Raw genomic sequence first — 26,329 nt, 5'->3', positions numbered from 1 at the left:
AGCAAAAGATTGTCCTTTTCATATGAGAAACTTTTGCTAATGCAGGAAAGAATTCCAGATAGTGGAGGGAGGGGTGGATTTGTCAAAAAGTTTAATAGAGAATTCAGTGAGTGGTTGTTCAAGTGGATTTGTCAGTATCTTTGTCTTAAACCTAGTCGTTCTCTGTTCTTATAAAATGTTTGGGGTATGTGAGGATTTTCTTTTGTCTTATCTTGTCGACAAATCGATATTCCTTGTCGAAACGTTGATATATTCCCATTTATGATCGATATATTTGAAAAATCGTTGATATATTTAGCTGAACACCCACCCGGGTATCCTCTCCCAAGCCAAGACAAATCCGCAAAACAAAAAAGCGCCCTGCACAGCAGGGCGCTTCTACTTTATCTATTAACCAATAGAACCTTCCATCTCAAACTTGATTAGACGGTTCATTTCAACTGCGTATTCCATTGGAAGTTCGCGAGTGAATGGCTCGATGAAGCCCATTACGATCATTTCTGTAGCTTCTTGCTCAGAAATACCGCGGCTCATTAGGTAGAATAATTGTTCTTCTGATACTTTCGATACTTTCGCTTCGTGCTCAAGTGAAACGTAATCGTTTTTGATTTCGTTGTAAGGAATTGTATCAGATGTAGATTGGTTATCCATGATTAACGTGTCACACTCGATGTTAGAGCGAGAGTTTTTCGCTTTTGGTCCGAAGTGTACGATACCACGGTAAGTTACTTTACCACCATGCTTCGCAATCGATTTAGAAACGATTGTTGAAGACGTGTTTGGTGCTAAGTGAATCATTTTCGCACCAGCATCTTGGTGTTGGCCTTTACCAGCAATCGCGATTGATAATGTTAAACCACGAGCGCCTTCGCCTTTTAAGATAACTGCTGGGTATTTCATCGTTAATTTAGAACCGATGTTACCATCAATCCATTCCATCGTTGCGTTTTCTTCACAAACCGCACGTTTTGTAACTAGGTTGTATACGTTGTTCGCCCAGTTTTGGATTGTTGTATAACGGCAATACGCATCTTTTTTAATGATGATTTCTACTACCGCACTGTGAAGTGAGTTAGTAGTGTAAACAGGTGCTGTACAACCTTCTACGTAGTGTACGTGTGCGCCTTCGTCTACGATGATAAGCGTACGCTCGAATTGTCCCATATTTTCAGAGTTAATACGGAAATACGCTTGAAGTGGTGTATCAACTTTAATACCTTTTGGAACGTAGATGAATGATCCACCAGACCAAACTGCAGAGTTTAATGCAGAGAATTTGTTGTCTGTTGGTGGAATTACTTTTCCGAAATGCTCACGGAAAATATCTTCGTTCTCTTTTAATGCGCTATCTGTATCTTTGAAGACGATTCCTAGAGCTTCTAGGTCTTCTTTCATGTTGTGGTATACAACTTCAGATTCGTACTGTGCAGATACACCAGCTAAATATTTTTGCTCAGCTTCTGGAATACCTAATTTATCAAATGTTGCTTTAATTTCATCAGGTACTTCATCCCAAGACTTCTCAGATTTCTCAGATGGTTTTACGTAGTACGTAATTTCATCGAAATCTAAGTCGTTTAAGTCGCCGCCCCATTGTGGCATTGGCATTTCATAGAACTTATCCAGTGATTTTAAACGGAAGTCTAACATCCACTGTGGTTCTTCTTTCATACGTGAAATCTCTTCAACGATCTCTTTTGTTAAACCGCGTCCAGCACGGAAAATCGAAACGTCTTTGTCTTTGAAACCATATTTGTAATCGCCGATATCTGGCAGTTGCTTCGCCATGTTGGTGTGTCCCTCCTTAGATAACCTCATTTTTAGGAACCTTTAACATTACTTATCTTCGTTTAAGCCCTTTTCTAACGCTTTCCACGCTAATGTTGCACATTTAATACGTGCAGGGAACTTGCATACGCCTTGTAATGCTTCAATATCTCCTAAATCGATGCTGTCATCGTACTCTTTTCCTAGCATCATGTCAGAGAAAATTTTCGAAAGCTGAAGTGCTTCTTCAATTTTCTTACCTTTTACTGCTTGTGTCATCATTGAAGCTGAAGACATTGAGATTGAACATCCTTCGCCTTCAAACTTCGCCTCTTGCACAATACCTTCTTCTACTTTCATCGTAAGTTGAATACGATCGCCGCAAGTTGGATTGTTCAAGTTAACGGTAACACTATCTTCTAACACGCCATGGTTACGAGGATTTTTGTAATGATCCATAATAACTTGACGATATAACGTATCTAAATTATTAAATGACATTTGTGAAATACTCCTTTGTCTTGATTAGCGATTCAACAAATGTATCAATTTCTTCTTTTGTATTATATAAATAGAAGCTCGCACGTGCTGTTGAAGAAGCTTTTAGCCACTTCATAAGCGGTTGTGCACAGTGATGTCCTGCGCGAACTGCAATGCCTTCTACATCTAATACAGTCGCTACATCGTGAGGATGTACGTCTTCAATATTAAATGTAACAAGACCAGCGCGATGCTTTGGACCATAAATTGTAACGCCATCTACTTCTGATAGTCTTTCTAAAGCGTATTGCGCTAATTCATGCTCATGCTTTTCAATATTATCAAGACCGATTTCTTCTAGGAAATCAATTGCCGCACCAAGTCCGATTGCATTACCGATAATCGGTGTACCCGCTTCAAACTTCCACGGAAGCTCTTTCCAAGTAGATTCTTGTAAATCTACGAAATCAATCATTTCACCACCAAATTCAATTGGCTCCATATTGTTTAGCAATTCTTTCTTACCATATAATACGCCGATACCTGTAGGTCCGCACATCTTATGAGCAGATAATGCGTAAAAATCACAGTTTAAATCTTGTACATCCACTTTCATGTGAGGTGTACTTTGTGCACCATCAACGACCATAATTGCTCCGTTTTCGTGTGCGATTGCTCCGATTTCTTTTACAGGGTTAATCGTTCCAAGTACGTTTGATACTTGCATAATAGAAACGATTTTTGTATTCGGTGTAACAGTTTGACGAACATCTTCTAAAGAAATTGTACCGTCTGGTTGAAGCGGAAGGTATTTCAAAGTTGCACCAGTTTTCTTCGCAACTTGTTGCCACGGAATGATGTTACTATGGTGTTCCATGTAAGAAATAACGATTTCATCGCCTTCTTTTACATTTTCAAGGCCATAGCTAGCCGCTACTGTATTTAATGCAGTTGTCGTTCCGCGCGTGAAAATAATCTCTTCCATTGATTTCGCGTTAATAAACTTGCGAACTTTCTCACGTGCACCTTCATACGCGTCGGTAGCTTTTGTACCGAGCGTATGAACACCGCGATGCACGTTAGAATTATATTCTTTATAGTAACGTTCTAACGTTTCAATGACTTGAATTGGTTTTTGAGAAGTTGCTGCACTATCGAAATAAACAAGTTGTTTGCCGTTCACTTTTTGATCAAGAATTGGAAACTGTTTGCGTATTTCATGAATATTCATTAGCGAACTTTCCTTTCAATTACCTCAACAAGCTGTGCTTTTACTCCTTCAATTGGAAGCTCATTTACTACAGGTGCTAAGAATCCATGGATGACTAAACGTTCTGCTTCGCGTTTTGGAATACCACGGCTCATCAAGTAGTATAATTGGTACGGATCTACGCGGCCTACTGAAGCTGCGTGACCTGCCATAACATCATCTTCATCAATTAAAAGAATTGGGTTCGCATCACCGCGAGCTTTTTCGTCTAGCATAAGAACGCGAGAAGATTGTTGTGCATTTGATTTAGATGCACCGTGTTCAATCTTACCAATTCCATTAAAGATAGATGTTGCACTATCTTTTTGTACACCGTGTTTTAAAATCCAACCTTCAGAGTGTTTACCGAAGTGAACAACTTTAGTTGTAAAGTTTTGTGTTTGGTTACCACGGCCAATTGTTACTGTTTTCGTATCAGCATATGAACCGTCGCCCATTAAGTTCGTAACGTTCTCTGAAATTGTGTTTCCGTCATTCATAAGGCCTAGAGCCCAATCAATGCGGCCGTCGCGTCCAACAACACCGCGGCGGTTAACGTAAGTTGTTACGTCTTTTGCTAATAGATCAACCGCACCGAATTTCACTTGTGCGCCTTGTTCCACAATTACTTCTGCTACGATATTTGCAATACCTTTAGCATTTTCATTTGCAACATAGTTTTCTACATAAGTTGCAGTACTGTTCGCATCAGCTACGAATAATACGTGGTTATATACGTTAGCTTCTTCGCCGTCTACTAAGAATACAGCTTGAAGTGGAGTTTCAAGAACAACGTTTTTCGGAACATATACGAATGCACCGCCGTTGATTAATGCAGCATGAAGTGCAGTTAGACGATGCTCGTCTACTTTCACTCCGTCTTTCATTAAATACTTTTGTAGTAATTCAGCATGCTCTGTTGCAGCTGTTACGATATCTGTGAAAATAACACCTTTGTCTTTTGCTTCGTCTGCTAAAGAAACGAACGCAGTTGTACCAGTACGTTGCACTAATACGCTGTTATTTTCATCGATTAAGTTTTTCACTGCTTCTGGAAGCTCTGTTAAAGAACTTACAGGCTCTTGCTTAGCAGCGTCGCCTTTTCCGATAAAGTCCCATTTTTCAATTTTCGTTTTATCAGGCGTTGGCATTGGAAGTTCTGTTGCTTGTGCAAGAGCTTGTAAGCGGAACTCAGTCAACCAAGCAGCTTCGTTTACTTCGCTTGCGCGTTGACGGATTGTTTCTTGATCGAAAGGTAATGTACCGATTGTCATGTTTATGCTCCTCTCTTACGCTTCTTGCTCTGTTGTTTCGTCTTCAATACCTAATTCTTTTTTAATCCAGTCGTAACCTTCAGCTTCTAGACGTTGTGCAAGCTCAGGGCCACCAGATTTAACGATACGACCGTTCATCATAACGTGAACGAAGTCTGGAGTGATGTAGTTTAATAAGCGTTGGTAATGCGTAATCATTAGGCAACCGAACTCTTCGCCGCGCATTTGGTTAATACCTTTAGATACAACTTTTAATGCATCGATATCAAGACCTGAGTCGATTTCATCTAAGATTGCGATTTTTGGCTCAATCATCATTAATTGAAGAATTTCGTTACGCTTTTTCTCTCCACCAGAGAAACCTTCGTTTAAGTAACGTTGTGCCATTTCTGGATCCATTTCTAGGAATTCCATGTTTTTATCTAATGTACGGATAAATTTCATAAGAGAAATTTCATCGCCTTCTTCACGACGTGCGTTAATTGCAGAACGTAAGAAGTCAGCGTTTGTTACTCCGCTAATTTCACTTGGATATTGCATTGCTAGGAATAGACCCGCTTGTGCGCGCTCGTCTACTTCCATTTCTAATACATCTTCACCGTCAATGATGATGCTACCTTCTGTTACTTCATACTTTGGGTGACCCATAATTGCAGAAGATAAAGTTGATTTACCTGTTCCGTTAGGTCCCATAATTGCGTGGATTTCTCCACCTTTTACTTCAAGGTTTACACCCTTTAAAATTTCTTTGCCGTCAATTGATACGTGTAAGTCTTTAACCGTTAATGTAGAACCAGCCATCTCAATACCTCCATTAATCCTATATATACATTTTAAAAATTCCTAAAACGTTCATATTCTCATTTTATTCTCATTCTAATTTTATATCAAATAAAATGATATCGCAAACGACGAAAAAAAGTAACCGTTTTTTCACAAATGTATATAAGTATTTCCTTTACATCTTTCTATGATACACCTTTCTTCTTATTTATATAAAGAAAAAAGGACTGGTAATTTCCCAGTCCTTTCCTTATATTTATTCACTTACCGGAAGTACAGCACCTTTATATTCTTTATTAATAAAATCTTGAATTTCTTTTGAATGTAACACTTCTACTAGCTCTTTAATTTCTTTTTTCTTCTCATCACCTTTACGAACTGCAATGATGTTTGCATACGGAGAGTCTGCTCCTTCAATCGCAATTGCATCCTTCGTTGGATTTAATTTTGCATCAATTGCATAGTTCGAATTAATGAATAAAGCATCTCCCTCATTATTTTCATACAACTTCGGTGAAAGTCCAGGTTCAACATCTGTTTTAAATTTTAAGTTTTTCGGATTTTCGACTACATCTTTTACTGTCGCCTTAACCACATCTACACCATCTTTAAGCTTAATCACGCCGCCTTTTTGTAACAATGCTAACATACGGCCACGCTCCGCTACGTTATTACTCATAATCACTGTCCCGCCATCTGGTAAGTCTTTTAAGCTTTTATATTTCTTAGAATAAATGCCCATTGGCTCTAAATGGATTTTTCCTGCGTTTACAATTTTATATCCTTTTTCTTGGATTTCTTTATCTAAGTAAGGAATGTGTTGGAAGTAGTTCGCATCAATTTCCTTATCCGCTAACGCTTTATTCGGCAACACATAATCTTGGAATTTTTTAATTTCTAATTTAATACCCTTTTTCTCTAATATCGGCTGTGCCTTTTCTAAAATAACAGCGTGTGGCACGTTAGAAGCTCCAACAACAAGCTTATTCTCATCTTTCCCTCCGCAAGCAGCTAATGTAAATACAGACAGCGCTGTAACAACTGACAATAGAATCTTTTTCATATGATGTCCCCTTCTCCCCAATAGTTATGTAGTTATGAAAAAGAGCTGGCATCAGACCAGCCCTTTTCAGCAATTATTCTTTTACAGGAACAACTGCCCCTTTATATTCTTTATTAATGAAGTCTTCAATTTCTTTAGAATGTAATACTTCTACAAGAGCTTTAATCTCTTTCTTATCTTTATCGCCTTTACGAACAGCTACTATGTTTGCGTACGGTGAATCATTTCCTTCAATTGCAATGGCATCTTTTTCTGGATTTAACTTTGCATCAATTGCATAGTTAGAGTTAATTAAAACAGCATCGCCTTCTTTATTGTTATACACTTGTGGCAATAAACCAGGCTCGATATCCGTTTTGAATTTTAGATTTTTCGGATTATCTGCAATATCTTTTGGAGTTGCTTTAACTGGATCTACCCCATCTTTAATTTTTAAAATGCCTTCTTTTTGTAAAATTGCTAAACCACGTCCATGGTCAGCCACAGAATTACTCATAATGATTGTTGCTCCGTCCGGAAGTTCTTTTAAGCTCTTATATTTTTGAGAATATACACCAATTGGCTCTAAATGAATTTTTCCTGCTACTTCAAAGTCATACTTTTTATCTTTAATTTCTTTTTCTAAATACGGAATGTGCTGGAAGTAGTTTGCATCTAAATCCTTATCCGCTAACGATTTATTTGGTAATACGTAGTCTTGGAATTTTTTAATTTCTAACTCGATTCCTTTTTTCTCAAGTAACGGTTTTGCCTTTTCTAAAATTTCAGCGTGCGGTACGTTAGAAGCACCAACAACAAGTTTCTTTTCATCTTTATCTTTCCCGCCACAAGCAGCTAAACCAAAAATTGAAGTTGAAATAAGTGCCGTAAGTAATAATTTTTTCATTTGAAACATCCTCCCGTTTTTTATTATCGTTTATCTATTCGAGTCGTTAAACTATCACCAATCCACTGAATTAAAAATACAACTAGTAATACACAAATTGTCGCAACGATTGTTACATCGTTATTCCCTCTCTGGAATCCTTCTAAGTAAGCAAGTGTTCCAAGACCACCAGCACCAACAACTCCCGCCATTGCTGTATAGCCTACTAAAGCAATTGTCGTAACCGTAATACCAGATACTAATGCTGGTAACGATTCTGGAATCAATACTTTTAAAATAATTGTGCTTGTTTTTGCTCCCATTGCTTTTGAAGCTTCAATTACACCTTTATCAATTTCGCGAAGTGCGATTTCAACCATTCTCGCATAGAATGGTGCCGCTCCAATAATTAAAGCCGGCAGCGCGGCACTTGCTCCAAGAATTGTTCCAAGAAGAATCTTTGTGAATGGGATTAATAAAATAATTAAAATGATGAACGGTATAGAACGGAATATATTTACGAATGCTCCAATCACCGTATTAATTGATTTGTTTTCCCATAAATTATCTTTCGCTGTCATGAAGAGTAACAATCCTAAAATTAGTCCTAAAACAAATGTCGCAAGAGCTGCGATTGCCGTCATATATAACGTTTCACCAGTTGCTTCTAACATTTGATTCCAATCAACATTTGCGAGTAACTTATCCATGTGCAATCACCTCCAGCTCTACTTGATCTTGATGAATTCCTTCTATTGCTTGCTGGATTGCTGTTTCCTCACCATTTAAATGAACAACTAAACTACCGTAAGAACCGTTATTCGTTTGTGCGATATTTCCTTGCAAAATGCTAACTTCTATATCACTGCGCTGCATCAATCGTTGAAGCACTGGTCTTTCTACAGCCTCACCGATAAACTGCAAACGAATCACTTTTCCATCTGGATATTTTTCAATTAAACTTTCAATCGTTTCATTTGTATCTTCAGAATCTGTTAACTGCTGTACAAATCGTTTCGTAATATCTTGCTTCGGATTACGGAATACATCAAGTACTGGACCCGTTTCTACAATCTTTCCTCTCTCCATTACTGCCACTCGATTACAAATCTTTCGAATTACGTGCATCTCATGTGTAATGAGTACAATTGTTAAACCAAGGCGCTTATTAATGTCTAATAGTAAATCCAAAATTTGATCTGTCGTTTCTGGATCAAGAGCTGACGTTGCTTCATCACATAAAAGTACTTGTGGGTTGTTAGCTAATGCTCTTGCAATCCCAACGCGTTGTTTTTGTCCCCCGCTCAGCTGAGATGGGTACGCGTCTCCTCTTCCTTCTAATCCAACAAGATGAATTAATTCATCAACACGTTTTCTTCTCTTCGTTTTATCAACACCTGCAATTTCAAGTGGAAACTCTATATTTTCACGTACAGTTCGTGACCAAAGTAAGTTGAAGTGCTGAAAAATCATTCCGATTTCTTGCCTTGCCTTACGAAGTTCACTTCCTGTAATTGCTGATATAACACGATTCGCAATTGTAATTTGGCCAGAAGTCGGTTTCTCTAACTGATTAAACAATCTGATTAAAGAACTTTTCCCAGCGCCGCTATATCCGATAACACCAAATATTTCGCCTTTTTCTATTTTTAAATTGGCGTTATCTACAGCAGTGACATCACCGCTTTTCGCCTTATATATTTTCCTTACATTCTCTAATAGAATCATGATGTTCACCCCTTTTTTGTTTAGGTCGACTCCGCAATTTTTTATTTTTAATGCGTGTAGTCCACTGTTATCATTACTTTTATTATTTGAATGTCCTCCACATTCAAACAATAAAAAAACCTTTCTGCTTTAGAGAAGCAGAAAGGTTTATATGCGTATATAACAACATTATCCCTCTCTCTCATCTCTCAAAGCATTCGCTTTGCAGGAATTGGCACCATTTCAACATAAGTTGACGGTTGCCGGGCTTCACAGGGCACAGTCCCTCCACCTCTCTTGATAAGAGAAATCAGATTCAATTTTCGTCTGATTTGAAATTTATGAAATTGTCTATATTTTATGACTTGAATTGTATCAATATACACTCACCATGTCAACAGAAATTTTCGCAAAAAATGAAACTTCAGAATTTTAAGCACCTACTGACATCGGTTTACATATATGAAACATTGATTCAACTAATAACATCGTTTGGTACGTTCCCGAATATTGTACACGCCCATCGTTCATTAACATTTGCAATCGTACATTTCCATTCACCAATTGTTCTATATCCTTTTCGTCTAAGCAAATGATTTGTTCCGTTCCTCTTTCCTCTTGTAGCAGCTCTATATAATCTCTTGAAATTTGTAACGAACAACTTTCATCTCTAAAGCGGAAATTAACAGTTTTCTCCTCTCGTCTTAAAAGCGGCTCTAAATGATATTGACCATTAGCGTAATTTACAAATGATTGAAGCAAAGAATATAATTTCACCCTAAATCACATCCTTCATATCACTTTCTATTACATACCATTCCCTCTCAATAAAGAGCAATCCTGTTATTTTCGCTCGACAAATACTGTATCCATCCTGCATCTCGACATATTTCCCAAGAAATATGTCGAGGCGGCAAAAATTTTGCCGCCTACTTTAATTCCGTATATAGATATTCAACCGAATGAAATGCATATATCTTCTTCATCAGTGTCCCATTTTCAAAAACAAGTAAACAAGGTACACTTTCAATCCCATACTCTTTCGCTAAATGCGGAGCATAATTTAAATCTAACATCCCAATTTTGAGGCCTTCAATTGTCATCTCAACGACTGTTAACATCTTTTTTGCTAATTGGCATGTTCCACACATTGGAGTATATACATATAACACTGTTTTTTCTTCATTCTCTATTAGGGCTGTAGCTTCGGCTCCTGTCCAATCGATCACTTCTATCATTCCTTACCGTAAATATTCTGTATAAACGTCAATGTCGGCTCCCCATAATACATTTGCTAAGTGTGTAGATGGTGCAGTTGCCACTTCTCGGTACGAGCGATCAATATAGATATGCTCGGCTTGCGGAAATTCTTTTCGAAATTGTTTCCTTAACTTTTCTCCAGCATCATCAGCATCCACTAGCACATACACTTCCTTATCAAAAAACTGATCAACGAGCTCATCCATTTTCGACAAACCAATTGTACCATTTGTACAAACAATTTCCACTGGTTCACGAATAATAGATTCAATCTTTCTTCTATCTGATGTACCTTCTACAATAATGACTTTTTCCACATAAATCATATGTCATCACCCGATCACCATATACTATACAACCTTGAACTTAGTATATAGTATATTCGTTATTTTCATGTTGTTTCCTGTTTATTTTTGCAAAAGAAAAGCGAAACCGACTGTTTAGCCCTGTTGGCTAAGGTTCTTCCGTACAGAAGACGCTTTTTGTCTTCTCGTGCGGAAGGTTCTTAGACATGAAGGGCTAGGAGTTGGAGCTAGACAATGAAAAGCACAAGCGGCTAGACCTGCATAAAGATTAAACGAAAAAGTTTTTTCAAAAAACGTTCTCCTACACGATAATTAGTATATGATTCTACATTCATTATTTTACACAAAATAAAAAAGGACAGCACAAAGGCTGTCCTTTAGTCGACTATAATTAGTCTTGGTTTGTCATTTCTGCATATTTTTCTGCAGTTAATAACTTCTCAACTTGGCTTGCATCAGAAAGTTCAACTTTAACCATCCATGCACCCTCGTATGGAGATTCGTTAACAAGTTCTGGTTGGTCACTTAATTCTTCGTTTACTGCTACAACTTTACCGCTTACAGGTGCGTATAACTCAGAAACTGTTTTAACAGATTCTACGCTTCCGAATGGCTCGTCAGCTTCGATTGTTGCACCTACTTCAGGAAGTTCAACGAATACGATATCACCTAGCTCACCTTGTGCAAAGTGAGTGATACCGATAACAACTTCATTACCTTCAGTTTTTACCCATTCGTGTTCTTCAGAGTAACGTAAATTATTTGGAATGCTCATGACTGTACCTCCAGTGAATGTATTAATTATGTAAAAATACCTTATTGGTACTTTTTCCACACACTTTCAAACTGCTCTTCGTTAAAACCAAGTGTTACATTCGTTCCATCTGTTACAATTGGACGTTTGATCAACATGCCATCAGATGCTAAAAGCTCATACATTTCGTCTTCGCTTGCATCTTTCAACTTATCTTTCAGACCAAGTTCACGGTAACGCATTCCACTTGTATTAAAGAATTTTTTTAATGGTAATTCACTTTTTTCATGTAAATTACGTAAATCTTCTTTTGATGGTGGATTTTCAACAATATGAATCATCTCATATGCTACATCGTTTGCCTCAAACCATTTCTTTGCCTTTTGACATGTGCCACACTTTGGATATGAATAAAATGTTACTGTCATAAATTCACCTACTTTTTTACTAACCTTTACCTTTATCATATAGAAAACGTTTTATTATTTCAAACCATTATTCGCTAAACTTTTACTTATTTCGTGATAATTTTTAATAATCCTGCGAATTTTTCTTATTTTTCCGCCATTTGTTAAGAAAAAAATAAATATATAAATTTTTTTAGATTCTGCACCAAACATATATCTTAAACAAGCGTTTGATTAATTTCTTATTTTCCTTTGTTAGCCTTTGAACTACATGAGTTTCTTTCTACCGAACATACAGCTTAAACAAACGTTTGATTAATTCTCTATTTTTCTTTCTTAACCTTTGAGCTGCATCGGTTTCTTCCTACCGAACATACAGCTTAAACAAACGTTTGATTAACTCCCTATTTTTCTTTACTAACCCCTGGGCTGCATCGGTTTCTTCCTATAGTCACAAAACTTGGAAACAATTCACATGACAAAGGCGCACAGATAAAAGGAACTAACGATTTTGGCCGTAATAGTGAGAGAATTCCATGATGATTAAGAAATTACTACAAAGAAAAAGCCATGCATACACATGACTTTCATAGCATACTCACTTCTATATTCAATAGAAATTAAAGTGAATTATATTTCTTTACTTTTAAAGGAATATAATTCACATATAAATCTATAGCATAAGTAATAATCAAAATTACTTTTCCTTCATCAGTAAATTTCACTTACAGAAACTGTTCTGAAATTTTCCTTTTTCCCCATCTCTTTGGAAGCCATTCAACTCCTAAGAACATAATAATAATCCCTCTACTTATTAACTAGCTACTTTTCTTTTTTCCATGATATTTCAAATTCCCCACCATGTTCTTCTGTTATAATTTTAACTTTATATGTATCATCTTTAGACACTTTAATATTATTTTCGCCTTTTCCACTATTAACTTCCAGTATTGTATTATCATCTGAATCTAAAACATAAGCCTTTATGGTTCCTTGCTTAGTTTTATCATCAAAAGTAAATATCCAACTTTCACCTTTTTTTACATCCATATCTTGAGTTGCAAAACCTGTGAAACTTTTATACTTTCCATCTATACTATTTGAACCTCCATGAACCTTACCACCAACAATCGTTCCCTCTCTTGTAAAACAACCACTAAGAACCACCAAACATAGAACAAATAATAATGTATTTTTAATAGTTTTCAACATCATTCCCCCTTATTCTCACAATAAATACCCCCTATTTCCATTCAAAAAAACTATAGCATCTATAATATTATTTTAACTCTTCACGCAACTCCATTTACATATCCAGTAAAAATCACCTCTGATATATGTTCATGATTAAAAAACATATTATATTCGGTTGAAATATTTCCGATAGGATAATAACAAGCTACATAATCCCAAGTTTTCTTAGTTTTTGAATCTTCTTGTTTTCTATCATATATCATCAATGGTTGTTCCCATGTTTTAAATTTCACAGCTGAACCAATCGGAAGTAATGTATCTTTCTCTACTTTCTCCATTTTAATTCACCTCTTTATTTAATGAAAAATTTACCTATTTTATATAAAATTAAAAAACTAATAGGAACTGTAATTAAATATATCAATGAAAAGATTATTTTTCTTTTAAATTATATGTAACATCAAACATTGTAAAAATAATAGTACCAAAAAAACAAATAACAAAAAGAATTATTAAAATTTTTTTCAAACTTTCTAAAGTCATAAAAAATAATCCTTTTTATTTTATCTTTACTTCAACACCTGTACCCACAGGACTAGCTCCAGGCCCCCAAGGGAAATTTACTTTAAATCCACTTGAACTTACCTTAAAAGAACCACCCGTTTGTCCAAGTGAGGGTGAACCCCGATATGTAAATCATGATTTGTAAATGGTATAGGTATATCTATACCCACTTCATATTTTGCTAAAGAGGCCTCCTCCCCAAGTTCAAAACCATTTTTATCTATTTTATCAGCAACTTCTGTATTCCCCATACTTAAACTAGCTTCTACATAAAAAAATAAGAAGCCTCGTTTACAGGCTCCTTCATCATCGACTTAAGTAATCCGAAATGGTTTGAAATACTACTATATACATATTATGAATATTTCGATCGGAAACAGTATCATTATATAATCCCATACCCCAATATTGACCTTCAGGGTTCCCCATATTTACAAACCCTTGCGTATACGTCATCGTTTTATCCTTTGGGGTATTATCATAATCTAAATCCTTGTTAGTAAAAATTAAATACGGTCTATCTTGCAAACCAATAAAAAATACCGGCTTCTTTAACGATAAAAATAAGTCCGTATACTGCTCCTTTGATGCCTCTTTAAAGTATTCTTTCATAACGAAAAAACCATCAACTTTTGCTGATTTCTCCTGCATTTCTTCTAACTTTATACTTTCAAACTTTACATTCCTAAACGTATCTTTCGGCTTTTCTCCAACAACTCCAATTACGAGTGCTCTTCCGTTATATTCTAATTTTTCTCCTTCGTTATTCTTTGCACACCCAGCACCTACTAGGCATAACAATATAAAAACTAAAAAATATGATAAACGCTTCATTTAGCACCCTCCCCCTTCTTTTTAGTCAAGTGACAAAAACGTAAGGTTAATTCAAGAAAATGTAAGTAAAATCGATAGCCCAATTCACGTTTCTATATTATAATCAATTGAATTTACTTACATTACTAAACATAGGAGATCAACATGAAGAAATTTAAACTTTCATCTTTTCTTCCGTTAAGTTATATACTTCTACTCGTACTCGTAAGTCCCCTTTACGACGTATTAAATAAATCGACTGTTCACGCAGTAGACGTTACAACTGTAGTAGATGATTGGATTCCATTTGTAAAAGCATTTATTATTCCTTATTTACTTTGGTTTCCATACTTATACGGCGCACTTATTTATTACTGCTTCGCTGACCGAAAGCAATATTATGTCACTTTAAGTAGTGTTATTTTTGGAAAGCTTGCTTGTTTTTCTATTTATTATTTTTGGCAAACAACTGTACCGCGTCCGACTGTCGTTGGAACAGATGTATTTTCTGAACTAGTTCGCTATATTTATAGTATCGATCAACCGGTAAACTGTTTCCCTAGCATTCACGTTCTTACTACATTTGTAATTATGTTAGCTTCCTTTAAGCGTAGAGAACAACATGCTTTTGAATATTACATCCTTACTTTCTTCGGTACACTTATTATTTTATCAACGCTATTTACGAAGCAACATGCCTTTGTAGATGCCGTTTCTGGAATGACACTTGCAAGCATACTATACTTCGGCGTTCAGCTCTTATTAGCAAAAGAACCGATAAGAGTTCCAGTAAAACAAAATCATAAAATGTAACATAAAAAAGCAGACTGTGGCTTCTCAGTCTGCTTTTATCTATTATTAAGGAGATTTTCAATTTAAGATTGCGGTACAGTCATATCACCAGAATGAATACGACCTGCTTTTTTAAGAGCAATGTAAAGTATATAAGAAACAGCTACTGGAATGACGATATAAGTAATTACCATCGCCGGGAGAACTTCCCATCCTTCGCTGGAAATTAAATTAATTGGTGCGATAAGAGAACTTAATCCAAGACCTGCAATTTCTTTTCCTGCTTCCAGTTGGAAAATTAATGCGGATACCGGACCGACTATAGCACTGGCGACGACAGTTGGGACGAGAATCATTGGATTTTTAGTGATATTTGGCAACTGTACTTTCGGAGTACAAAGAGCTTGAGCTAATATGCCACCTAAATTGTTTTCTTTTGCTGAGATGACAGAGAATCCAATAAACTGAGCGACGCATCCGGCAAGAGCTGCACCACCTGCAACACCGTCTAAGCTGCGATCGCTAACGCAGCTGATGAAGCTGGAGAGATAAGTAATAGTCCCCAAACTACTGCAATGACGATAGAAGCGATAAACGGGCTACCAGCTGAGCTATCTTTAATGAACGCTCCAACTGCATTTAAAACAGGAGTAATATTATGAGATAACCAAATACCAACTAAACCAGAACCTAATATGGCCGCAAATGGAACGAGCATCATATCTAAAGCAGTTTTTCCGCTTAAACGTTTACCAATATATACAGCTAAAGTTGCTGTTAATAAAGCACCGATTGGCTCACCTGTTTTAATAATTAGACCAGCTTCAGTAATTGAAATGGATCCGGCACCAATCGCTCCGGCTACCATCGCCGAGAAGATTACAAGACCATTTGCACCGAGCATAAAAGCAATTCCAGCACCAATGGCTGGTGCCATAAGTGATTTTGCAACAACTCCGATTGTAATAAGCAACGGAATATCAACAATTCTTCCTATATTTTCGATTAGTAAACCAATTCCGAGGGATACGAAAATACCTTGTGCGATTCCAGCAGATGCTTTAAATACACGAGACATTATATATTCCTTCATTTGTTTCACCTTCTTCTATAAGTTAGTAACCAATTGTTTTCATATAATCACGTAAAATATCGTTTGATTTTGCGAATCGAGATTCTTCATCCTCTGTTAAATTGAGTTCTACAACTTCTCTTATACCGTCTCTAGTAATAATAGCTGGTACTCCTGTACAAATATCGTATTCACCGTACTCACCATCTAAAATGGCTGATACAGCAATGACACGATGATCATCATTAAAGATTGAGCTTGCAATATATGCTAGAGAATTTCCGATTCCGTAATAAGTAGTTCCTTTACGTTTATAAATTTCCCATCCGGCTTTTGCAGTCTTCTCAACGATTTCATCTAAATCTATTTCACCAAATCGTTCTTTTTGTTCTTCTAAAATTTGCAGAATTGGCTTTCCACCAACAGTTACATGAGACCAAGCAACCATTTGAGAATCACCATGTTCTCCTAATGAATACCCATGAATACTACGAGGGTCTACATGTAGCATTTCAGATAAAATTGTTCTTAAGCGAGAAGAATCTAGTGATGTACCAGTACCGATTACGCGATTTCTAGGTAATCCAGATAATTTCCAAACTTGATATGTAATAATATCAACTGGGTTCGATGCAAGTAAGAAAATACCATCAAATCCACTTTCCATTACGCCACCAACAACACTTTCCATAATCTTCGCACTCGCTCCTAAAGTATCTAAGCGACTTTGCCCTGGTTTTGGTGCTGGACCTGCTGTAATAATAACGATGTCCATATCTTTGCAGTCTTCATAGCTTCCTGCATATACTTTTGTTCTTGTATTTGTAAAGTTAATGCAATGTGATAAATCCATTGCTTCCCCAACTGCACGTTCATGATTTATATCAATTAATAATAGCTCTTCGCAAATCCCTTGATTTACAATGGAATACGCACAACTTGATCCAACTAATCCAGTACCGATAATTGCAATTTTTCTTGTATGTCTTTTCATAGCAATCTCTCCTAAGTGATCATATAATCTATTTCTTTTGTTCTTTACACTCTTAATTATAGAGGTTCTCACGATAGAAACCATGGATACTTTGTGAAATATTGAACAAAGTGTTTGTCCTTTTTGTGAATTGTTATATTCCATTTTCGTCATATTTGTTACAACTGGAAAAATATTTATTATGTATTTATTGACATACAAAAAAATAAAACGAGCGAATCTATTTTCGCCCGTTTTTTCATCCAATTATTCTGCACTTAACTGACTTTTTAATTGCTGCACGATCATCGGATTAGCAGGTGCTGCCGGTTTGTAATAACTCTTTTGCTTTGCGTACTCATACATATTACGTTGGCGCGCCTCATCTTGATTACGAATTTGGATTAACGTTTGATGTAACTGTTCATTATCAGACTGAGCAATATAATTTGCATAGCTTGTTAAACTTGCATTTAATCCTGCTAAATAATCATTTACCATATCTTTTTCATTCATCTTTCTCTTCCTCCTATCCTAGGAAAGTCATTAATTGCTGTTTCGTATTTCGTGCATCTTGCGCATCTTTTTGTAGCATTTGTTTCAGTTGTGGATCTGTACACGTCTGTGCATACTGCTCCAACTTGTTAATAATGGTAGCGTGTCCACCAATCAAATGACGTAAATTTTCTACTTCAAGCTCTGTTAAGTTTTGCATATAACATACCCGCCTTTCTTTGTTCATTCATCATTAGTATTTGGTTCTTTTTGGATTGTATTCATCAATTTTCCCCACATATAAACAAAATAAAAGATGAATAGCTAGGCCATTCATCTTTTATGCTAAATATTCATTCAATTTTATAAAGAAACAATCATACTTATACTCACAAGTAGGTTCCATACAATATGTAAAATGATGCTAGGTAAAATAGATTGTGTTTTCTTATATAACATAGCAAATACAATCCCCATAATCATTGCCGTAACCGGAAAACCACCATGAAGAATCCCAAAGATGAAGGAAGAAATAATGATACCAACTAGAAAACTATATTTCTTTTCAAAAAATCGATACAAAATACCTCTATATAAAATTTCTTCTTTAATTGGTGTAATTATAGCAACACTTAACACATATATAATACTTTGTAGACTATTTTGAAGTCCTAAGCTCCCTAATTGATCTCGTTGCTGCTCTGCACTTTCAAAGCTAAACAACTCTAACATTACATACTGAGTTAATGCAATGATGATAAAACCTATTAATAAATACAAGTAGGTTTTCCCATTTTTTAAAATAGATACATCCCATATGTTCTTAATAAAATGAAGCACTGGTTTATACGCAAATAAAACAATAGTAACAACAGCTGCATCAAATAGAAGTAAATAATATCCCTCTAAATTAGCACGTAATACCTCTTCTCCAAAAATTCCAAGGGCTAAAGCAAGGAATAATCCCCCTAAGAGTGAGAACCCTAGAATGCTTGCAATCGTTACAACTAGATTTTTATATGTTATGTTATCTACTTCTCTTTCTGCATTATACGCGTCTAATACTGTTTTTCTCATACTATTCCTCCATTTGTTTTCATTACCTTAACAAAAACCCTTTAATACAAATATATAGATAATATAACAAATTTTTCAAAAAGAATAATATGCAATTTTACATATCATGAAAGCTTTGTATTATATAGTTTTTGGAATTAGATTACTATAGAATAATTATTAGATGAAATTCCAAAAATTTCTTATCTATCCACCATAACCCTCGCATCATATAAATTTTATTAGTTAAAGGAGCAATGAACATGAAAACACATGACTTCCTTACAGAAATCCAGAAGGGCTCTGAGCCTAGTCCATATCAAGATCCTATTGCTTTTATTTTCGTTTGCCTTTCCGTAGCTATATACACATTTTTCAAACCTGCTAAATAATATCATGTAATGAGAAAAAGCCTACCGTTCTTTTCGAATCATATGCACTAAAAAACCTTAGAATCACTTCTAAGGTTTTTGTTTGCCTCGCTTCTTATTCACGTAATCCTTTAATAAACGTTTCCAATAATACATGTAAACTTATATCCAGATCTAACGGCAAACCAAATCCGCCTTGCTGTTCAATCGAAGCAAATCCATGACAAATACTTCTGAATCCGCGTGTCGCATGAAGTGCATTCTCTCCTTCTAAGCCATACTGTTGTAAAACTTGAAGACAAAGCTTTACAATTTCGTCACCTGCTTTTCTTACTTCTTCATCTCGTAAAAAAGTTGCTTCATATAGTCCAGGATGTTTTCGGACAAATGCTACATACGCTTCTCCTAATGCATGAATTGCTTCATCCATACGTTTATCCTCGGCCGCTTCTTCCAGTTTGTTATGCAGCTGTTTTATTCCGTAAATACCAAGATTTTTCCGTACATCTTGTAATCCTTTTACATGATTATATAGTGAGGGCGAACGTATCCCTAACCTTTGCGCTAATGAAGCTAACGTTACTTCTTGTATTCCATTTGTATCTGCAATTTCTGCAGCTGTTTCTACAATTTTCTGTAATGTAAGTCCGATTCTCGGTGACATAAATTACCCCTCTTTCTTACTTTCTATATTCCGCTTCGCTTCCTTAATAGAAAGCTCTATGACGGCCCCTGGATTCTTTATCATTTTTCCGTGCCCTGCCGCAAGCAAGGAAGGTTCATATTCGCTTAGCTTCTGTGCACTTTGTAATGATATTTCTTTGCTCCACGTTGCCATCGCTGGAAACGGAAACCAAAATTTCATTTGTCCCGAAACAGCCATACCTCCTCTTGTTTGAAATGCATCCCCAACAATAAGAGCTTTATTTCGTACATCAAGAAACGACATGGATCCTGGTGTATGTCCCGGTGTCATAATTGCAAGAAGCGATCCAACTCGGTCGCCATCTTCTAATAAAACATCAGGTACCGTTTTTACTTTTTTAGGTACACCGCCTTTTATCGGTATATTCGGTTCATCCTTTTGTAACGTCGTATCTCCTTCTAACAGCTTTGCGTCCCGCTTAGAAATATGGACTGGAACATGAGGAAGTACTTCCTTTAATGCATCTAATGCACCGATGTGATCATCATGCGCATGTGTTAATACAATCTTAGTAATTGGTTTCCCTATTTTCTCAGCCGCCTGTAAAATACCTTTTGCGCTATATGGCAAAGCCGCGTCAATTAAAGTTAAACTATCTTCTTCCTCTACAAAGTAACAATTTACAGGAAACGCTCTTGGCAAAAATGACAATTGATATAACGTTTTTTCATGTATCATCCTCATAGTCCCATCTCCCTTTTCACAAAAACTAATACCATTAGTTTTATGTCACTAAAAATTTCTTTTTTTCAAAAAAAAGAACAGTAGCCGTATAAACGACTACTGTTCTTTAAAGATATTAAACTGTGTAACGCTCATCTTCTAAAATTTTCGCAGCGATTTCACGTTTCTTCGGAATTACGTTAAGTGGTGTGTGGCGAGTTAATTTACGTAATGATGATAACATCATGCGCAGCATGTCGCCGTTTTCAACTGCGATAAGTGTTTCTTTCGCATCTGCTTCGATTTCGTTGAATGCTTCTTGGCAGAATACTTCAGTGTATAACACTTTTTGTTTATTCTTTTCAAGACCAGTTGTTTTAATTGCTTTTTCTGTACGAAGAACAGCTGACTCCATTGCGTATAGGTTGCTTACGATGTCAGCGATATTTACAAGAATTTCTTGCTCTTTATCTAATGCTTTACCGTATTTTTGAGCAGCTAATCCAGCTACCATTAAGCCGATTTTCTTCGCATTAGTTACTAAATACTTTTGAAGTGCTAATGGCTCATCGCCTACTTCTTCTGGCATCATCATCATTAACTCTTCTTGTAATTTTTGTGCTTTTTGAAGAAGTGGTAATTCACCTTTCATCGCTTTACGTAAGAACGTACCTGGTACGATTAGGCGGTTAATTTCGTTCGTTCCTTCGAAAATACGGTTAATACGAGAATCGCGGTACATTCTTTCAATCTCGTATTCTGCCATGAATCCGTAACCACCGTGAATTTGAACACCTTCATCTACTGTATAGTCTAATACTTCAGAACCGAATACTTTGTTTAAAGAGCACTCGATTGCATATTCAGCGATAGAAGCTGCTACTGCTTTACCGTCTTTTACTTCTTCTTCAGATAATGTGCTCATGCGGCTTTCGAATAAACCTACTGTACGATATACAGAACTTTCAGCTGCATATGTTTTTGCTGCCATATTCGCAAGTTTCTCTTGAATTAATGGGAAGCGAGCGATTGGTTGCTTGAACTGTTGACGTTGGTTTGCATATTGTGCTGAAATTTCTACTGCACGTTTTGCAGATCCAACTGTACCAACACCTAATTTATAACGACCGATATTTAAAATGTTGAATGCGATAATATGACCTTTACCGATTTCACCAAGTAGGTTTTCTTTCGGTACTAACGCATCTTCTAAAATTAACGTACGAGTTGAAGAACATTTAATACCCATTTTCTTCTCTTCAGGGCTTGTAGATACACCAGCGTATTCTTTCTCTACGATAAATGCTGAGAAATGCTCTCCATCAATTTTTGCATATACAACGAATACGTCAGCGAATGCAGAGTTTGTAATCCACTGTTTTTCACCGTTTAATACATAATGTGTACCTTCTGCATTTAAACGTGCAGTTGTTTTTGCGCCTAATGCGTCAGATCCTGAACCTGGCTCAGTTAATGCGTATGCAGCTAATTTTTCACCAGTTGCAAGTAATGGTAAATACTTTTTCTTTTGCTCTTCGTTACCGAATAATACGATTGGTAAAGATCCGATACCTACGTGAGCACCGTGAGTGATTGCAAAGCCGCCAGCGCGAGAGAATTTCTCTGCGATTAACGCTGAGCTTACTTTATCAAGACCAATCCCACCGTACTCTTCTGGTACGTCAGCGCCTAATAAACCAAGCTCCCCAGCTTCTTTTAAAAGACGAACTGAACGATCAAATTCATGTTGCTCTAAATATTCAAGCTCTGGAAGAACTTCATTTACGATAAAGTCCTCTGTCGTTTTTGCAATCATTTTATGCTCAGATGAAAAATCTTCTGGCGTAAACACTTGATCAATCGTAATCTCATCAACTAAAAAGCTACCGCCTTTAACCGCATTTCCTACTGTTTTTTCCATGAAAATTTCCTCCTTCATATTTTCATGAGCAGCTTCTCTCTTTTTGAAAGAAGCTGGCTCTCCCGTTTATTTTTTATAAACCTTTGTTGCTTCCATTCTTTGCTTTAGCGTCGTCTCGTTCTGAACAAGCCGCTTCCACTTTTTTATAGTAATTCAAATACTCCCGCTGCTCCCATTCCGCCGCCAATACACATTGTTACGATACCGAATTGTTCGTTGCGGCGTTTCATTTCGTGAATAAGAGATAGTGTTAGTTTTGCTCCTGTACAGCCAAGTGGATGTCCAAGTGCGATTGCACCACCGTTTACGTTTACTTTTTCTTCATCTAAACCAAGTTCACGAATAACTTGGATCGATTGAGAAGCAAATGCTTCGTTTAGTTCGAATAAGCCAATATCAGATAGCTCTAAGCCAGCTAGTTTTAACGCTTTTGGAATTGCAGCGATTGGGCCGATTCCCATTACTTCTGGTGGTACGCCAGCTACTGCAAATGAACGGAATTTCGCAAGTGGCTTCATGCCATCGCTCACTGCTTTTTCACGATCCATTAATAGTACAGATGCTGCACCGTCACTCATTTGTGAAGAGTTACCAGCTGTTACAGAACCGCGAACGTTAAATGCTGGACGTAATTTACCTAAAATGTCTAGCGTCGTCTCTGCTCTTACACCTTCATCTTGTGCGAAAATGATTGTTTCTTCTTGCAGTTTATTGTTTGAGCCAACCGAGCGTAACGTCACATCTACAGATACTGTTTCATCAGCAAAGTTTCCTGCCGCTAATGCTTTGGCAGCACGTTGATGACTTCTTACTGCAAATGCATCTTGCTCTTCACGAGAAATTCCATATTTCACAGCAACTTGCTCTGCTGTATGTCCCATACCCATATAATATTCCGGAGCCGCTTCTACAAGGCGACTATTCGGACGAACAACGTGTCCCATCATTGGAACTAAACTCATTGATTCCGCTCCGCCTGATAATACAGCTTCAGAGTGACCAAGCATAATGCGCTCTGCTCCGTAAGCGATACTTTGTAAACCAGAAGAACAGTAGCGGTTAATTGTAATAGCTGGAACATCGTAAGAAAGTCCTGCTAGTCCGCCGATATTACGAGCCATATTTAAACCTTGTTCTGCTTCTGGCATCGCACAACCGAAAATTAAATCATCGATTGGTCCTTCATAATTTGCACGCTTTAACGTTTCCTTTACTACTAACGCCCCTAGATCGTCAGGACGAACTGTTTTTAATGAACCCCTCTTTGCTTTTCCAATTGGTGTTCTTGCTCCCGCAACAATGACAGCTTCTCTCATGAACGATATCTCCCCTCGTTATTAGTTACGTAATGGCTTTCCTTTTACAAGCATGTGCTGCATTCTTGCTTGTGATTTCATCTCACTTACTAAGCTAATAAATGCTTCACGTTCTACATCTAATAAATACTGCTCATCAACTTCTGTTCCGTACGGCACTTTTCCGCCCGCAATGACGTATGCAAGTTTCTTCGCAATGTGAAGATCATGTTCAGAAATGTAACCTGATAAATGCATTGCTTCTGCACCAAGTACAAGAGTTGCATATCCTGTTTCACCAACAACTGGTATCTTTTTACGAATCGGTGCTTTATAGCCAGCTTCATATAAAGCAAGTGCTTTCTGTTTCGCATCATATAGTAAGTGATCACCATTCACACTAATACCGTCTTTATCGCCTAAGAAGTTGTTCGATACAGCTTCTTGTGCTGATGTAGAAACTTTCGCCATCGCTACAGATTCGAACACTTTATTCGCAACTTTTTGCAGATCAAACTCTACACCGTTTGGCATTTTATTTAAGTGTTTAATGTATAGCTCTTTATTACCGCCTCCGCCAGGGATTAAGCCAACACCAACTTCTACTAAGCCCATATACGTTTCACTAGAAGCTTGAATGCTAGCTGCTGGTAAGCAAACTTCTGTACCTCCGCCAAGCGTCATACCGTATGGTGCTGCTACAACTGGCTTAGAAGAGTACTTAATTTTCGTCATTGCATCTTGGAAGTTTTTCACAACCAACTCAATTTCAAAGTAATTGTCGTCTTGTGCTTCCATTAAGATCATTGCTAGGTTCGCACCAACACAGAAGTTCTTCGATTGGTTACCGATAACAAGACCTTTATAATTCTTTTCTACTTCATCAACAGCGTAGTTAATCATTTGCGTAATATCCATACCGATTGCATTGCTCTTCGAATGGAACTCTAAGCAAAGGATGCCGTCGCCTAAATCAATTAAGCTCGCTCCGCTATTTTTCTTTAATACACCATTTTTCGCTTTTAATTGCTTAAGAGAAATTGCTTTTTTATTACGCTCGATTAGCTTATATTCGCCATTATCGTAATAGTAGCTATCGCCGTTATCATGTTTATAGAAAGTAGTGAAACCTTTCTCTAACATTTCTTTCACCCAAGTAGGAACGACTACGCCGTTTTCTTCCATCTTTTGAACAGATTTTTCAACGCCGATTGCATCCCATACTTCAAACGGTCCTTGCTCCCAGCCGAAGCCCCACTTCATCGCTTGGTCAATTGCAACGATATCGTCAGCAATTTCTTTATGAAGTTTTGCAGAGTATAAAAGAGTTGGTGTAATGATGTTCCATAATAACTCTCCTGCGCGGTCTTTTGCGTATACAAGCGCTTTCAATTTATTCGCTAATCCTTTTTCTTGTTTACTTAACTCTACGGATGCAGCTTTTAATTTTTTACGCGCTTCATATTCCATCGTTTCAGGATTTAGTTCTAAAATTTCTTTTCCTTGTTTTAAGAAGAAGCCTTGACCTGTTTTGCTTCCAAGCCATTTTTTATCAAGCATGTCATGCATGAAAGCTGGTACTTTAAATACATCACGCTCTTCTTCTTGTACGTTTTCATATACGTTATTTGCAACGTGTACGAATGTATCTAAACCGACAACATCTAATGTACGGAACGTTGCACTCTTCGGACGACCAATTAATGGACCTGTTACAGAATCAACTTCCCCAATGCTGTAGCCGCGTTTTATCATCTCTTGAAGAGTTACTAATAAACCGTACGTACCGATGCGGTTTCCAATAAAGTTTGGTGTGTCTTTTGCGATAACAACGCCTTTTCCAAGAACGTCTTCGCCAAATAGTTTCATGAAGCTTAATACTTGTGGATCTGTTTCTTTCGTCGGTATTACCTCTAGAAGTTTTAAATATCGTGGTGGGTTAAAAAAGTGTGTGCCTAAGAAGTGTTTCTGGAAGTCGTCTGAACGACCTTCTGCCATTTTTTCAACTGAAATACCTGACGTATTCGAGCTTACAATAGAACCTGGTTTACGAACAGCGTCTACTTTTTCAAATAATTTCTTTTTAATATCTAAGTTTTCAACTACTACTTCAATAATCCAATCTACATCAGCTAGAAGCTCAAGATCATCTTCTAAGTTACCTGCTTCGATCAGTGCTAGATTTCCTTTCACTGTCAGAGGAGCTGGCTTTTGCTTCAATAGTTTCTGTACAGCCGTATTACTAAAACGATTTCTCACACTTTTATGTTCTAATGTAAGTCCCTTCGCTTCCTCTTCTTTCGTAAGCGCAGGTGGTACAATATCAAGCAATAATGTCGGAATACCAATATTAGCTAAGTGTGCCGCAATTCCCGAACCCATTACGCCTGAACCTAGAACAGCAGCCTTTTTAATTTGGAACATCCAATTCTCCCCCTATTCTTGAATGAATGCTCATTCAATTTTTCGACATAAGTCGCAATCAATGAGTGAGCCTCTA

27 protein-coding genes, 3 pseudogenes and 1 riboswitch are annotated in these 26,329 nt (G+C 36.8%); of the genes and pseudogenes, 1 reads left to right on the top strand and 29 read right to left on the bottom strand.

What is annotated here, in order from left to right:
• Nucleotides 1-390 precede the first annotated feature (390 nt).
• The 19 genes and pseudogenes from sufB to CQ064_RS13515 form a co-directional block, all read right to left on the bottom strand.
• Nucleotides 391-1,788 (bottom strand): Fe-S cluster assembly protein SufB, encoded by a 1,398-nt coding sequence (gene sufB / locus CQ064_RS13605; protein ID WP_001118824.1) that lies wholly within the window; start codon nucleotides 1,786-1,788, stop codon nucleotides 391-393.
• A gap of 48 nt (nucleotides 1,789-1,836) precedes the next feature.
• Complete coding sequence (sufU, locus tag CQ064_RS13600) at nucleotides 1,837-2,268, bottom strand: Fe-S cluster assembly sulfur transfer protein SufU (RefSeq protein WP_000009523.1); 432 nt, start codon at nucleotides 2,266-2,268, stop codon at nucleotides 1,837-1,839.
• Nucleotides 2,258-3,478: a cysteine desulfurase SufS gene (gene sufS, locus CQ064_RS13595; RefSeq protein WP_001020767.1), complete on the bottom strand. Its 1,221-nt coding sequence runs from the start codon at nucleotides 3,476-3,478 to the stop codon at nucleotides 2,258-2,260. Before sufS ends, sufU begins: the two co-directional genes overlap by 11 nt.
• A complete protein-coding gene (gene sufD / locus CQ064_RS13590) occupies nucleotides 3,478-4,770 on the bottom strand; it encodes a Fe-S cluster assembly protein SufD (RefSeq protein ID WP_000152173.1) in 1,293 nt (430 codons plus the stop codon). The genes sufS and sufD overlap by 1 nt, the downstream gene beginning before the upstream one ends.
• A gap of 15 nt (nucleotides 4,771-4,785) precedes the next feature.
• Nucleotides 4,786-5,571 carry a Fe-S cluster assembly ATPase SufC gene (gene sufC, locus CQ064_RS13585; RefSeq protein WP_000929163.1) on the bottom strand — a complete coding sequence of 262 codons (786 nt, stop codon included), beginning with the start codon at nucleotides 5,569-5,571 and terminating at the stop codon, nucleotides 4,786-4,788.
• A 238-nt stretch (nucleotides 5,572-5,809) separates the two neighbouring features.
• The gene (gene metQ, locus CQ064_RS13580; protein ID WP_000722397.1) at nucleotides 5,810-6,616 is read right to left on the bottom strand and encodes a methionine ABC transporter substrate-binding lipoprotein MetQ; all 807 of its coding nucleotides are present in this window, start codon (nucleotides 6,614-6,616) and stop codon (nucleotides 5,810-5,812) included.
• A 73-nt stretch (nucleotides 6,617-6,689) separates the two neighbouring features.
• Nucleotides 6,690-7,502 (bottom strand): methionine ABC transporter substrate-binding lipoprotein MetQ, encoded by an 813-nt coding sequence (metQ, locus tag CQ064_RS13575; RefSeq protein WP_000735081.1) that lies wholly within the window; start codon nucleotides 7,500-7,502, stop codon nucleotides 6,690-6,692.
• Between the two features lie 23 nt (nucleotides 7,503-7,525).
• Entirely contained in the window at nucleotides 7,526-8,191 is a 666-nt protein-coding gene (locus CQ064_RS13570; protein ID WP_000359401.1) for a methionine ABC transporter permease, read from the bottom strand.
• Nucleotides 8,184-9,209, bottom strand: coding sequence for a methionine ABC transporter ATP-binding protein (locus tag CQ064_RS13565; RefSeq protein ID WP_000601791.1), 1,026 nt, complete (start codon nucleotides 9,207-9,209; stop codon nucleotides 8,184-8,186). Before CQ064_RS13565 ends, CQ064_RS13570 begins: the two co-directional genes overlap by 8 nt.
• A 178-nt stretch (nucleotides 9,210-9,387) precedes the next feature.
• A riboswitch (SAM riboswitch) is annotated at nucleotides 9,388-9,495 on the bottom strand.
• Nucleotides 9,496-9,620: 125 nt separating this feature from the next.
• Entirely contained in the window at nucleotides 9,621-9,965 is a 345-nt protein-coding gene (locus tag CQ064_RS13560; protein ID WP_000781229.1) for a hypothetical protein, read from the bottom strand.
• A gap of 152 nt (nucleotides 9,966-10,117) precedes the next feature.
• A complete protein-coding gene (locus tag CQ064_RS13555; protein WP_002025020.1) occupies nucleotides 10,118-10,426 on the bottom strand; it encodes a thioredoxin family protein in 309 nt (102 codons plus the stop codon).
• 3 nt (nucleotides 10,427-10,429) lie between these two features.
• The gene (locus tag CQ064_RS13550; protein WP_000640870.1) at nucleotides 10,430-10,774 is read right to left on the bottom strand and encodes a toprim domain-containing protein; all 345 of its coding nucleotides are present in this window, start codon (nucleotides 10,772-10,774) and stop codon (nucleotides 10,430-10,432) included.
• A gap of 370 nt (nucleotides 10,775-11,144) precedes the next feature.
• The gene (gene gcvH / locus CQ064_RS13545; RefSeq protein ID WP_000026896.1) at nucleotides 11,145-11,528 is read right to left on the bottom strand and encodes a glycine cleavage system protein GcvH; all 384 of its coding nucleotides are present in this window, start codon (nucleotides 11,526-11,528) and stop codon (nucleotides 11,145-11,147) included.
• 41 nt (nucleotides 11,529-11,569) lie between these two features.
• On the bottom strand, nucleotides 11,570-11,935 hold the full coding sequence (locus tag CQ064_RS13540) for an arsenate reductase family protein (protein ID WP_000218968.1): 366 nt from the start codon (nucleotides 11,933-11,935) through the stop codon (nucleotides 11,570-11,572).
• A gap of 801 nt (nucleotides 11,936-12,736) precedes the next feature.
• Nucleotides 12,737-13,126, bottom strand: a complete 390-nt coding sequence (locus CQ064_RS13535) for a hypothetical protein (RefSeq protein WP_000920743.1) — start codon at nucleotides 13,124-13,126, stop codon at nucleotides 12,737-12,739.
• A gap of 80 nt (nucleotides 13,127-13,206) precedes the next feature.
• Nucleotides 13,207-13,446, bottom strand: a complete 240-nt coding sequence (locus CQ064_RS13530) for a DUF4176 domain-containing protein (RefSeq protein WP_003272334.1) — start codon at nucleotides 13,444-13,446, stop codon at nucleotides 13,207-13,209.
• Between the two features lie 14 nt (nucleotides 13,447-13,460).
• A pseudogene (locus tag CQ064_RS34305) lies at nucleotides 13,461-13,651 on the bottom strand (hypothetical protein).
• Nucleotides 13,652-13,666: 15 nt separating this feature from the next.
• Nucleotides 13,667-13,923: pseudogene (locus CQ064_RS13520) on the bottom strand (hypothetical protein).
• A 55-nt stretch (nucleotides 13,924-13,978) separates the two neighbouring features.
• Nucleotides 13,979-14,506 carry a hypothetical protein gene (locus CQ064_RS13515; protein WP_000826910.1) on the bottom strand — a complete coding sequence of 176 codons (528 nt, stop codon included), beginning with the start codon at nucleotides 14,504-14,506 and terminating at the stop codon, nucleotides 13,979-13,981.
• A 144-nt stretch (nucleotides 14,507-14,650) separates the two neighbouring features.
• On the opposite strand from CQ064_RS13515, the gene CQ064_RS13510 reads away from it, so the two are divergent.
• Nucleotides 14,651-15,298 (top strand): phosphatase PAP2 family protein, encoded by a 648-nt coding sequence (locus tag CQ064_RS13510; RefSeq protein WP_000713776.1) that lies wholly within the window; start codon nucleotides 14,651-14,653, stop codon nucleotides 15,296-15,298.
• Between the two features lie 62 nt (nucleotides 15,299-15,360).
• Here CQ064_RS13510 and CQ064_RS13505 read toward each other — a convergent pair.
• From CQ064_RS13505 to CQ064_RS13460, 10 genes and pseudogenes are all read right to left on the bottom strand, one after another.
• A pseudogene (locus tag CQ064_RS13505) lies at nucleotides 15,361-16,370 on the bottom strand (PTS sugar transporter subunit IIC).
• Nucleotides 16,371-16,392: 22 nt separating this feature from the next.
• Nucleotides 16,393-17,343 carry an L-lactate dehydrogenase gene (locus CQ064_RS13500; RefSeq protein WP_000820660.1) on the bottom strand — a complete coding sequence of 317 codons (951 nt, stop codon included), beginning with the start codon at nucleotides 17,341-17,343 and terminating at the stop codon, nucleotides 16,393-16,395.
• A 246-nt stretch (nucleotides 17,344-17,589) separates the two neighbouring features.
• The gene (locus CQ064_RS13495) at nucleotides 17,590-17,838 is read right to left on the bottom strand and encodes a spore coat protein (RefSeq protein WP_001002981.1); all 249 of its coding nucleotides are present in this window, start codon (nucleotides 17,836-17,838) and stop codon (nucleotides 17,590-17,592) included.
• 13 nt (nucleotides 17,839-17,851) lie between these two features.
• A complete protein-coding gene (locus tag CQ064_RS13490) occupies nucleotides 17,852-18,037 on the bottom strand; it encodes a hypothetical protein (protein ID WP_001180555.1) in 186 nt (61 codons plus the stop codon).
• 143 nt (nucleotides 18,038-18,180) lie between these two features.
• Nucleotides 18,181-18,894 (bottom strand): CPBP family intramembrane glutamic endopeptidase, encoded by a 714-nt coding sequence (locus tag CQ064_RS13485; protein ID WP_001232991.1) that lies wholly within the window; start codon nucleotides 18,892-18,894, stop codon nucleotides 18,181-18,183.
• A gap of 465 nt (nucleotides 18,895-19,359) precedes the next feature.
• Complete coding sequence (locus tag CQ064_RS13480) at nucleotides 19,360-19,908, bottom strand: TetR/AcrR family transcriptional regulator (protein WP_000074936.1); 549 nt, start codon at nucleotides 19,906-19,908, stop codon at nucleotides 19,360-19,362.
• Nucleotides 19,909-19,911: 3 nt separating this feature from the next.
• Nucleotides 19,912-20,634, bottom strand: coding sequence for an MBL fold metallo-hydrolase (locus CQ064_RS13475; protein WP_001242327.1), 723 nt, complete (start codon nucleotides 20,632-20,634; stop codon nucleotides 19,912-19,914).
• A 115-nt stretch (nucleotides 20,635-20,749) separates the two neighbouring features.
• Nucleotides 20,750-22,534 carry an acyl-CoA dehydrogenase family protein gene (locus CQ064_RS13470; RefSeq protein ID WP_000416293.1) on the bottom strand — a complete coding sequence of 595 codons (1,785 nt, stop codon included), beginning with the start codon at nucleotides 22,532-22,534 and terminating at the stop codon, nucleotides 20,750-20,752.
• A gap of 143 nt (nucleotides 22,535-22,677) precedes the next feature.
• Nucleotides 22,678-23,850, bottom strand: coding sequence for an acetyl-CoA C-acetyltransferase (locus tag CQ064_RS13465; RefSeq protein ID WP_001206331.1), 1,173 nt, complete (start codon nucleotides 23,848-23,850; stop codon nucleotides 22,678-22,680).
• 21 nt (nucleotides 23,851-23,871) lie between these two features.
• On the bottom strand, nucleotides 23,872-26,253 hold the full coding sequence (locus CQ064_RS13460) for a 3-hydroxyacyl-CoA dehydrogenase/enoyl-CoA hydratase family protein (protein ID WP_000486359.1): 2,382 nt from the start codon (nucleotides 26,251-26,253) through the stop codon (nucleotides 23,872-23,874).
• Nucleotides 26,254-26,329: the final 76 nt, after the last annotated feature.

Origin of the sequence: Bacillus sp. MYb78 (genome assembly GCF_002975115.1) — a bacterium.
GTDB lineage: Bacteria > Bacillota > Bacilli > Bacillales > Bacillaceae_G > Bacillus_A > Bacillus_A cereus.
Note: the sequence above shows the minus strand (reverse complement) of the source record. Positions and strands in the feature narration are given on the sequence as shown.

Coding starts and splice junctions, on each gene's coding strand:
- sufS (WP_001020767.1), bottom strand. CDS start 3,478: ATGAATATTCATGAAATACGCAAACAGTTTCCAATTCTTGATCAAAAA.
- sufD (WP_000152173.1), bottom strand. CDS start 4,770: ATGACAATCGGTACATTACCTTTCGATCAAGAAACAATCCGTCAACGC.
- CQ064_RS13460 (WP_000486359.1), bottom strand. CDS start 26,253: ATGTTCCAAATTAAAAAGGCTGCTGTTCTAGGTTCAGGCGTAATGGGT.
- metQ (WP_000722397.1), bottom strand. CDS start 6,616: ATGAAAAAGATTCTATTGTCAGTTGTTACAGCGCTGTCTGTATTTACA.
- sufU (WP_000009523.1), bottom strand. CDS start 2,268: ATGTCATTTAATAATTTAGATACGTTATATCGTCAAGTTATTATGGAT.
- sufB (WP_001118824.1), bottom strand. CDS start 1,788: ATGGCGAAGCAACTGCCAGATATCGGCGATTACAAATATGGTTTCAAA.
- CQ064_RS13555 (WP_002025020.1), bottom strand. CDS start 10,426: ATGATAGAAGTGATCGATTGGACAGGAGCCGAAGCTACAGCCCTAATA.
- CQ064_RS13470 (WP_000416293.1), bottom strand. CDS start 22,534: ATGGAAAAAACAGTAGGAAATGCGGTTAAAGGCGGTAGCTTTTTAGTT.
- sufC (WP_000929163.1), bottom strand. CDS start 5,571: ATGGCTGGTTCTACATTAACGGTTAAAGACTTACACGTATCAATTGAC.
- CQ064_RS13565 (WP_000601791.1), bottom strand. CDS start 9,209: ATGATTCTATTAGAGAATGTAAGGAAAATATATAAGGCGAAAAGCGGT.
- CQ064_RS13570 (WP_000359401.1), bottom strand. CDS start 8,191: ATGGATAAGTTACTCGCAAATGTTGATTGGAATCAAATGTTAGAAGCA.
- metQ (WP_000735081.1), bottom strand. CDS start 7,502: ATGAAAAAATTATTACTTACGGCACTTATTTCAACTTCAATTTTTGGT.
- CQ064_RS13480 (WP_000074936.1), bottom strand. CDS start 19,908: ATGTCACCGAGAATCGGACTTACATTACAGAAAATTGTAGAAACAGCT.
- CQ064_RS13550 (WP_000640870.1), bottom strand. CDS start 10,774: ATGATTTATGTGGAAAAAGTCATTATTGTAGAAGGTACATCAGATAGA.
- CQ064_RS13485 (WP_001232991.1), bottom strand. CDS start 18,894: ATGAGAAAAACAGTATTAGACGCGTATAATGCAGAAAGAGAAGTAGAT.
- CQ064_RS13530 (WP_003272334.1), bottom strand. CDS start 13,446: ATGGAGAAAGTAGAGAAAGATACATTACTTCCGATTGGTTCAGCTGTG.
- CQ064_RS13495 (WP_001002981.1), bottom strand. CDS start 17,838: ATGAATGAAAAAGATATGGTAAATGATTATTTAGCAGGATTAAATGCA.
- CQ064_RS13535 (WP_000920743.1), bottom strand. CDS start 13,126: ATGTTGAAAACTATTAAAAATACATTATTATTTGTTCTATGTTTGGTG.
- CQ064_RS13510 (WP_000713776.1), top strand. CDS start 14,651: ATGAAGAAATTTAAACTTTCATCTTTTCTTCCGTTAAGTTATATACTT.
- CQ064_RS13540 (WP_000218968.1), bottom strand. CDS start 11,935: ATGACAGTAACATTTTATTCATATCCAAAGTGTGGCACATGTCAAAAG.
- CQ064_RS13475 (WP_001242327.1), bottom strand. CDS start 20,634: ATGAGGATGATACATGAAAAAACGTTATATCAATTGTCATTTTTGCCA.
- CQ064_RS13500 (WP_000820660.1), bottom strand. CDS start 17,343: ATGAAAAGACATACAAGAAAAATTGCAATTATCGGTACTGGATTAGTT.
- CQ064_RS13490 (WP_001180555.1), bottom strand. CDS start 18,037: ATGCAAAACTTAACAGAGCTTGAAGTAGAAAATTTACGTCATTTGATT.
- gcvH (WP_000026896.1), bottom strand. CDS start 11,528: ATGAGCATTCCAAATAATTTACGTTACTCTGAAGAACACGAATGGGTA.
- CQ064_RS13465 (WP_001206331.1), bottom strand. CDS start 23,850: ATGAGAGAAGCTGTCATTGTTGCGGGAGCAAGAACACCAATTGGAAAA.
- CQ064_RS13515 (WP_000826910.1), bottom strand. CDS start 14,506: ATGAAGCGTTTATCATATTTTTTAGTTTTTATATTGTTATGCCTAGTA.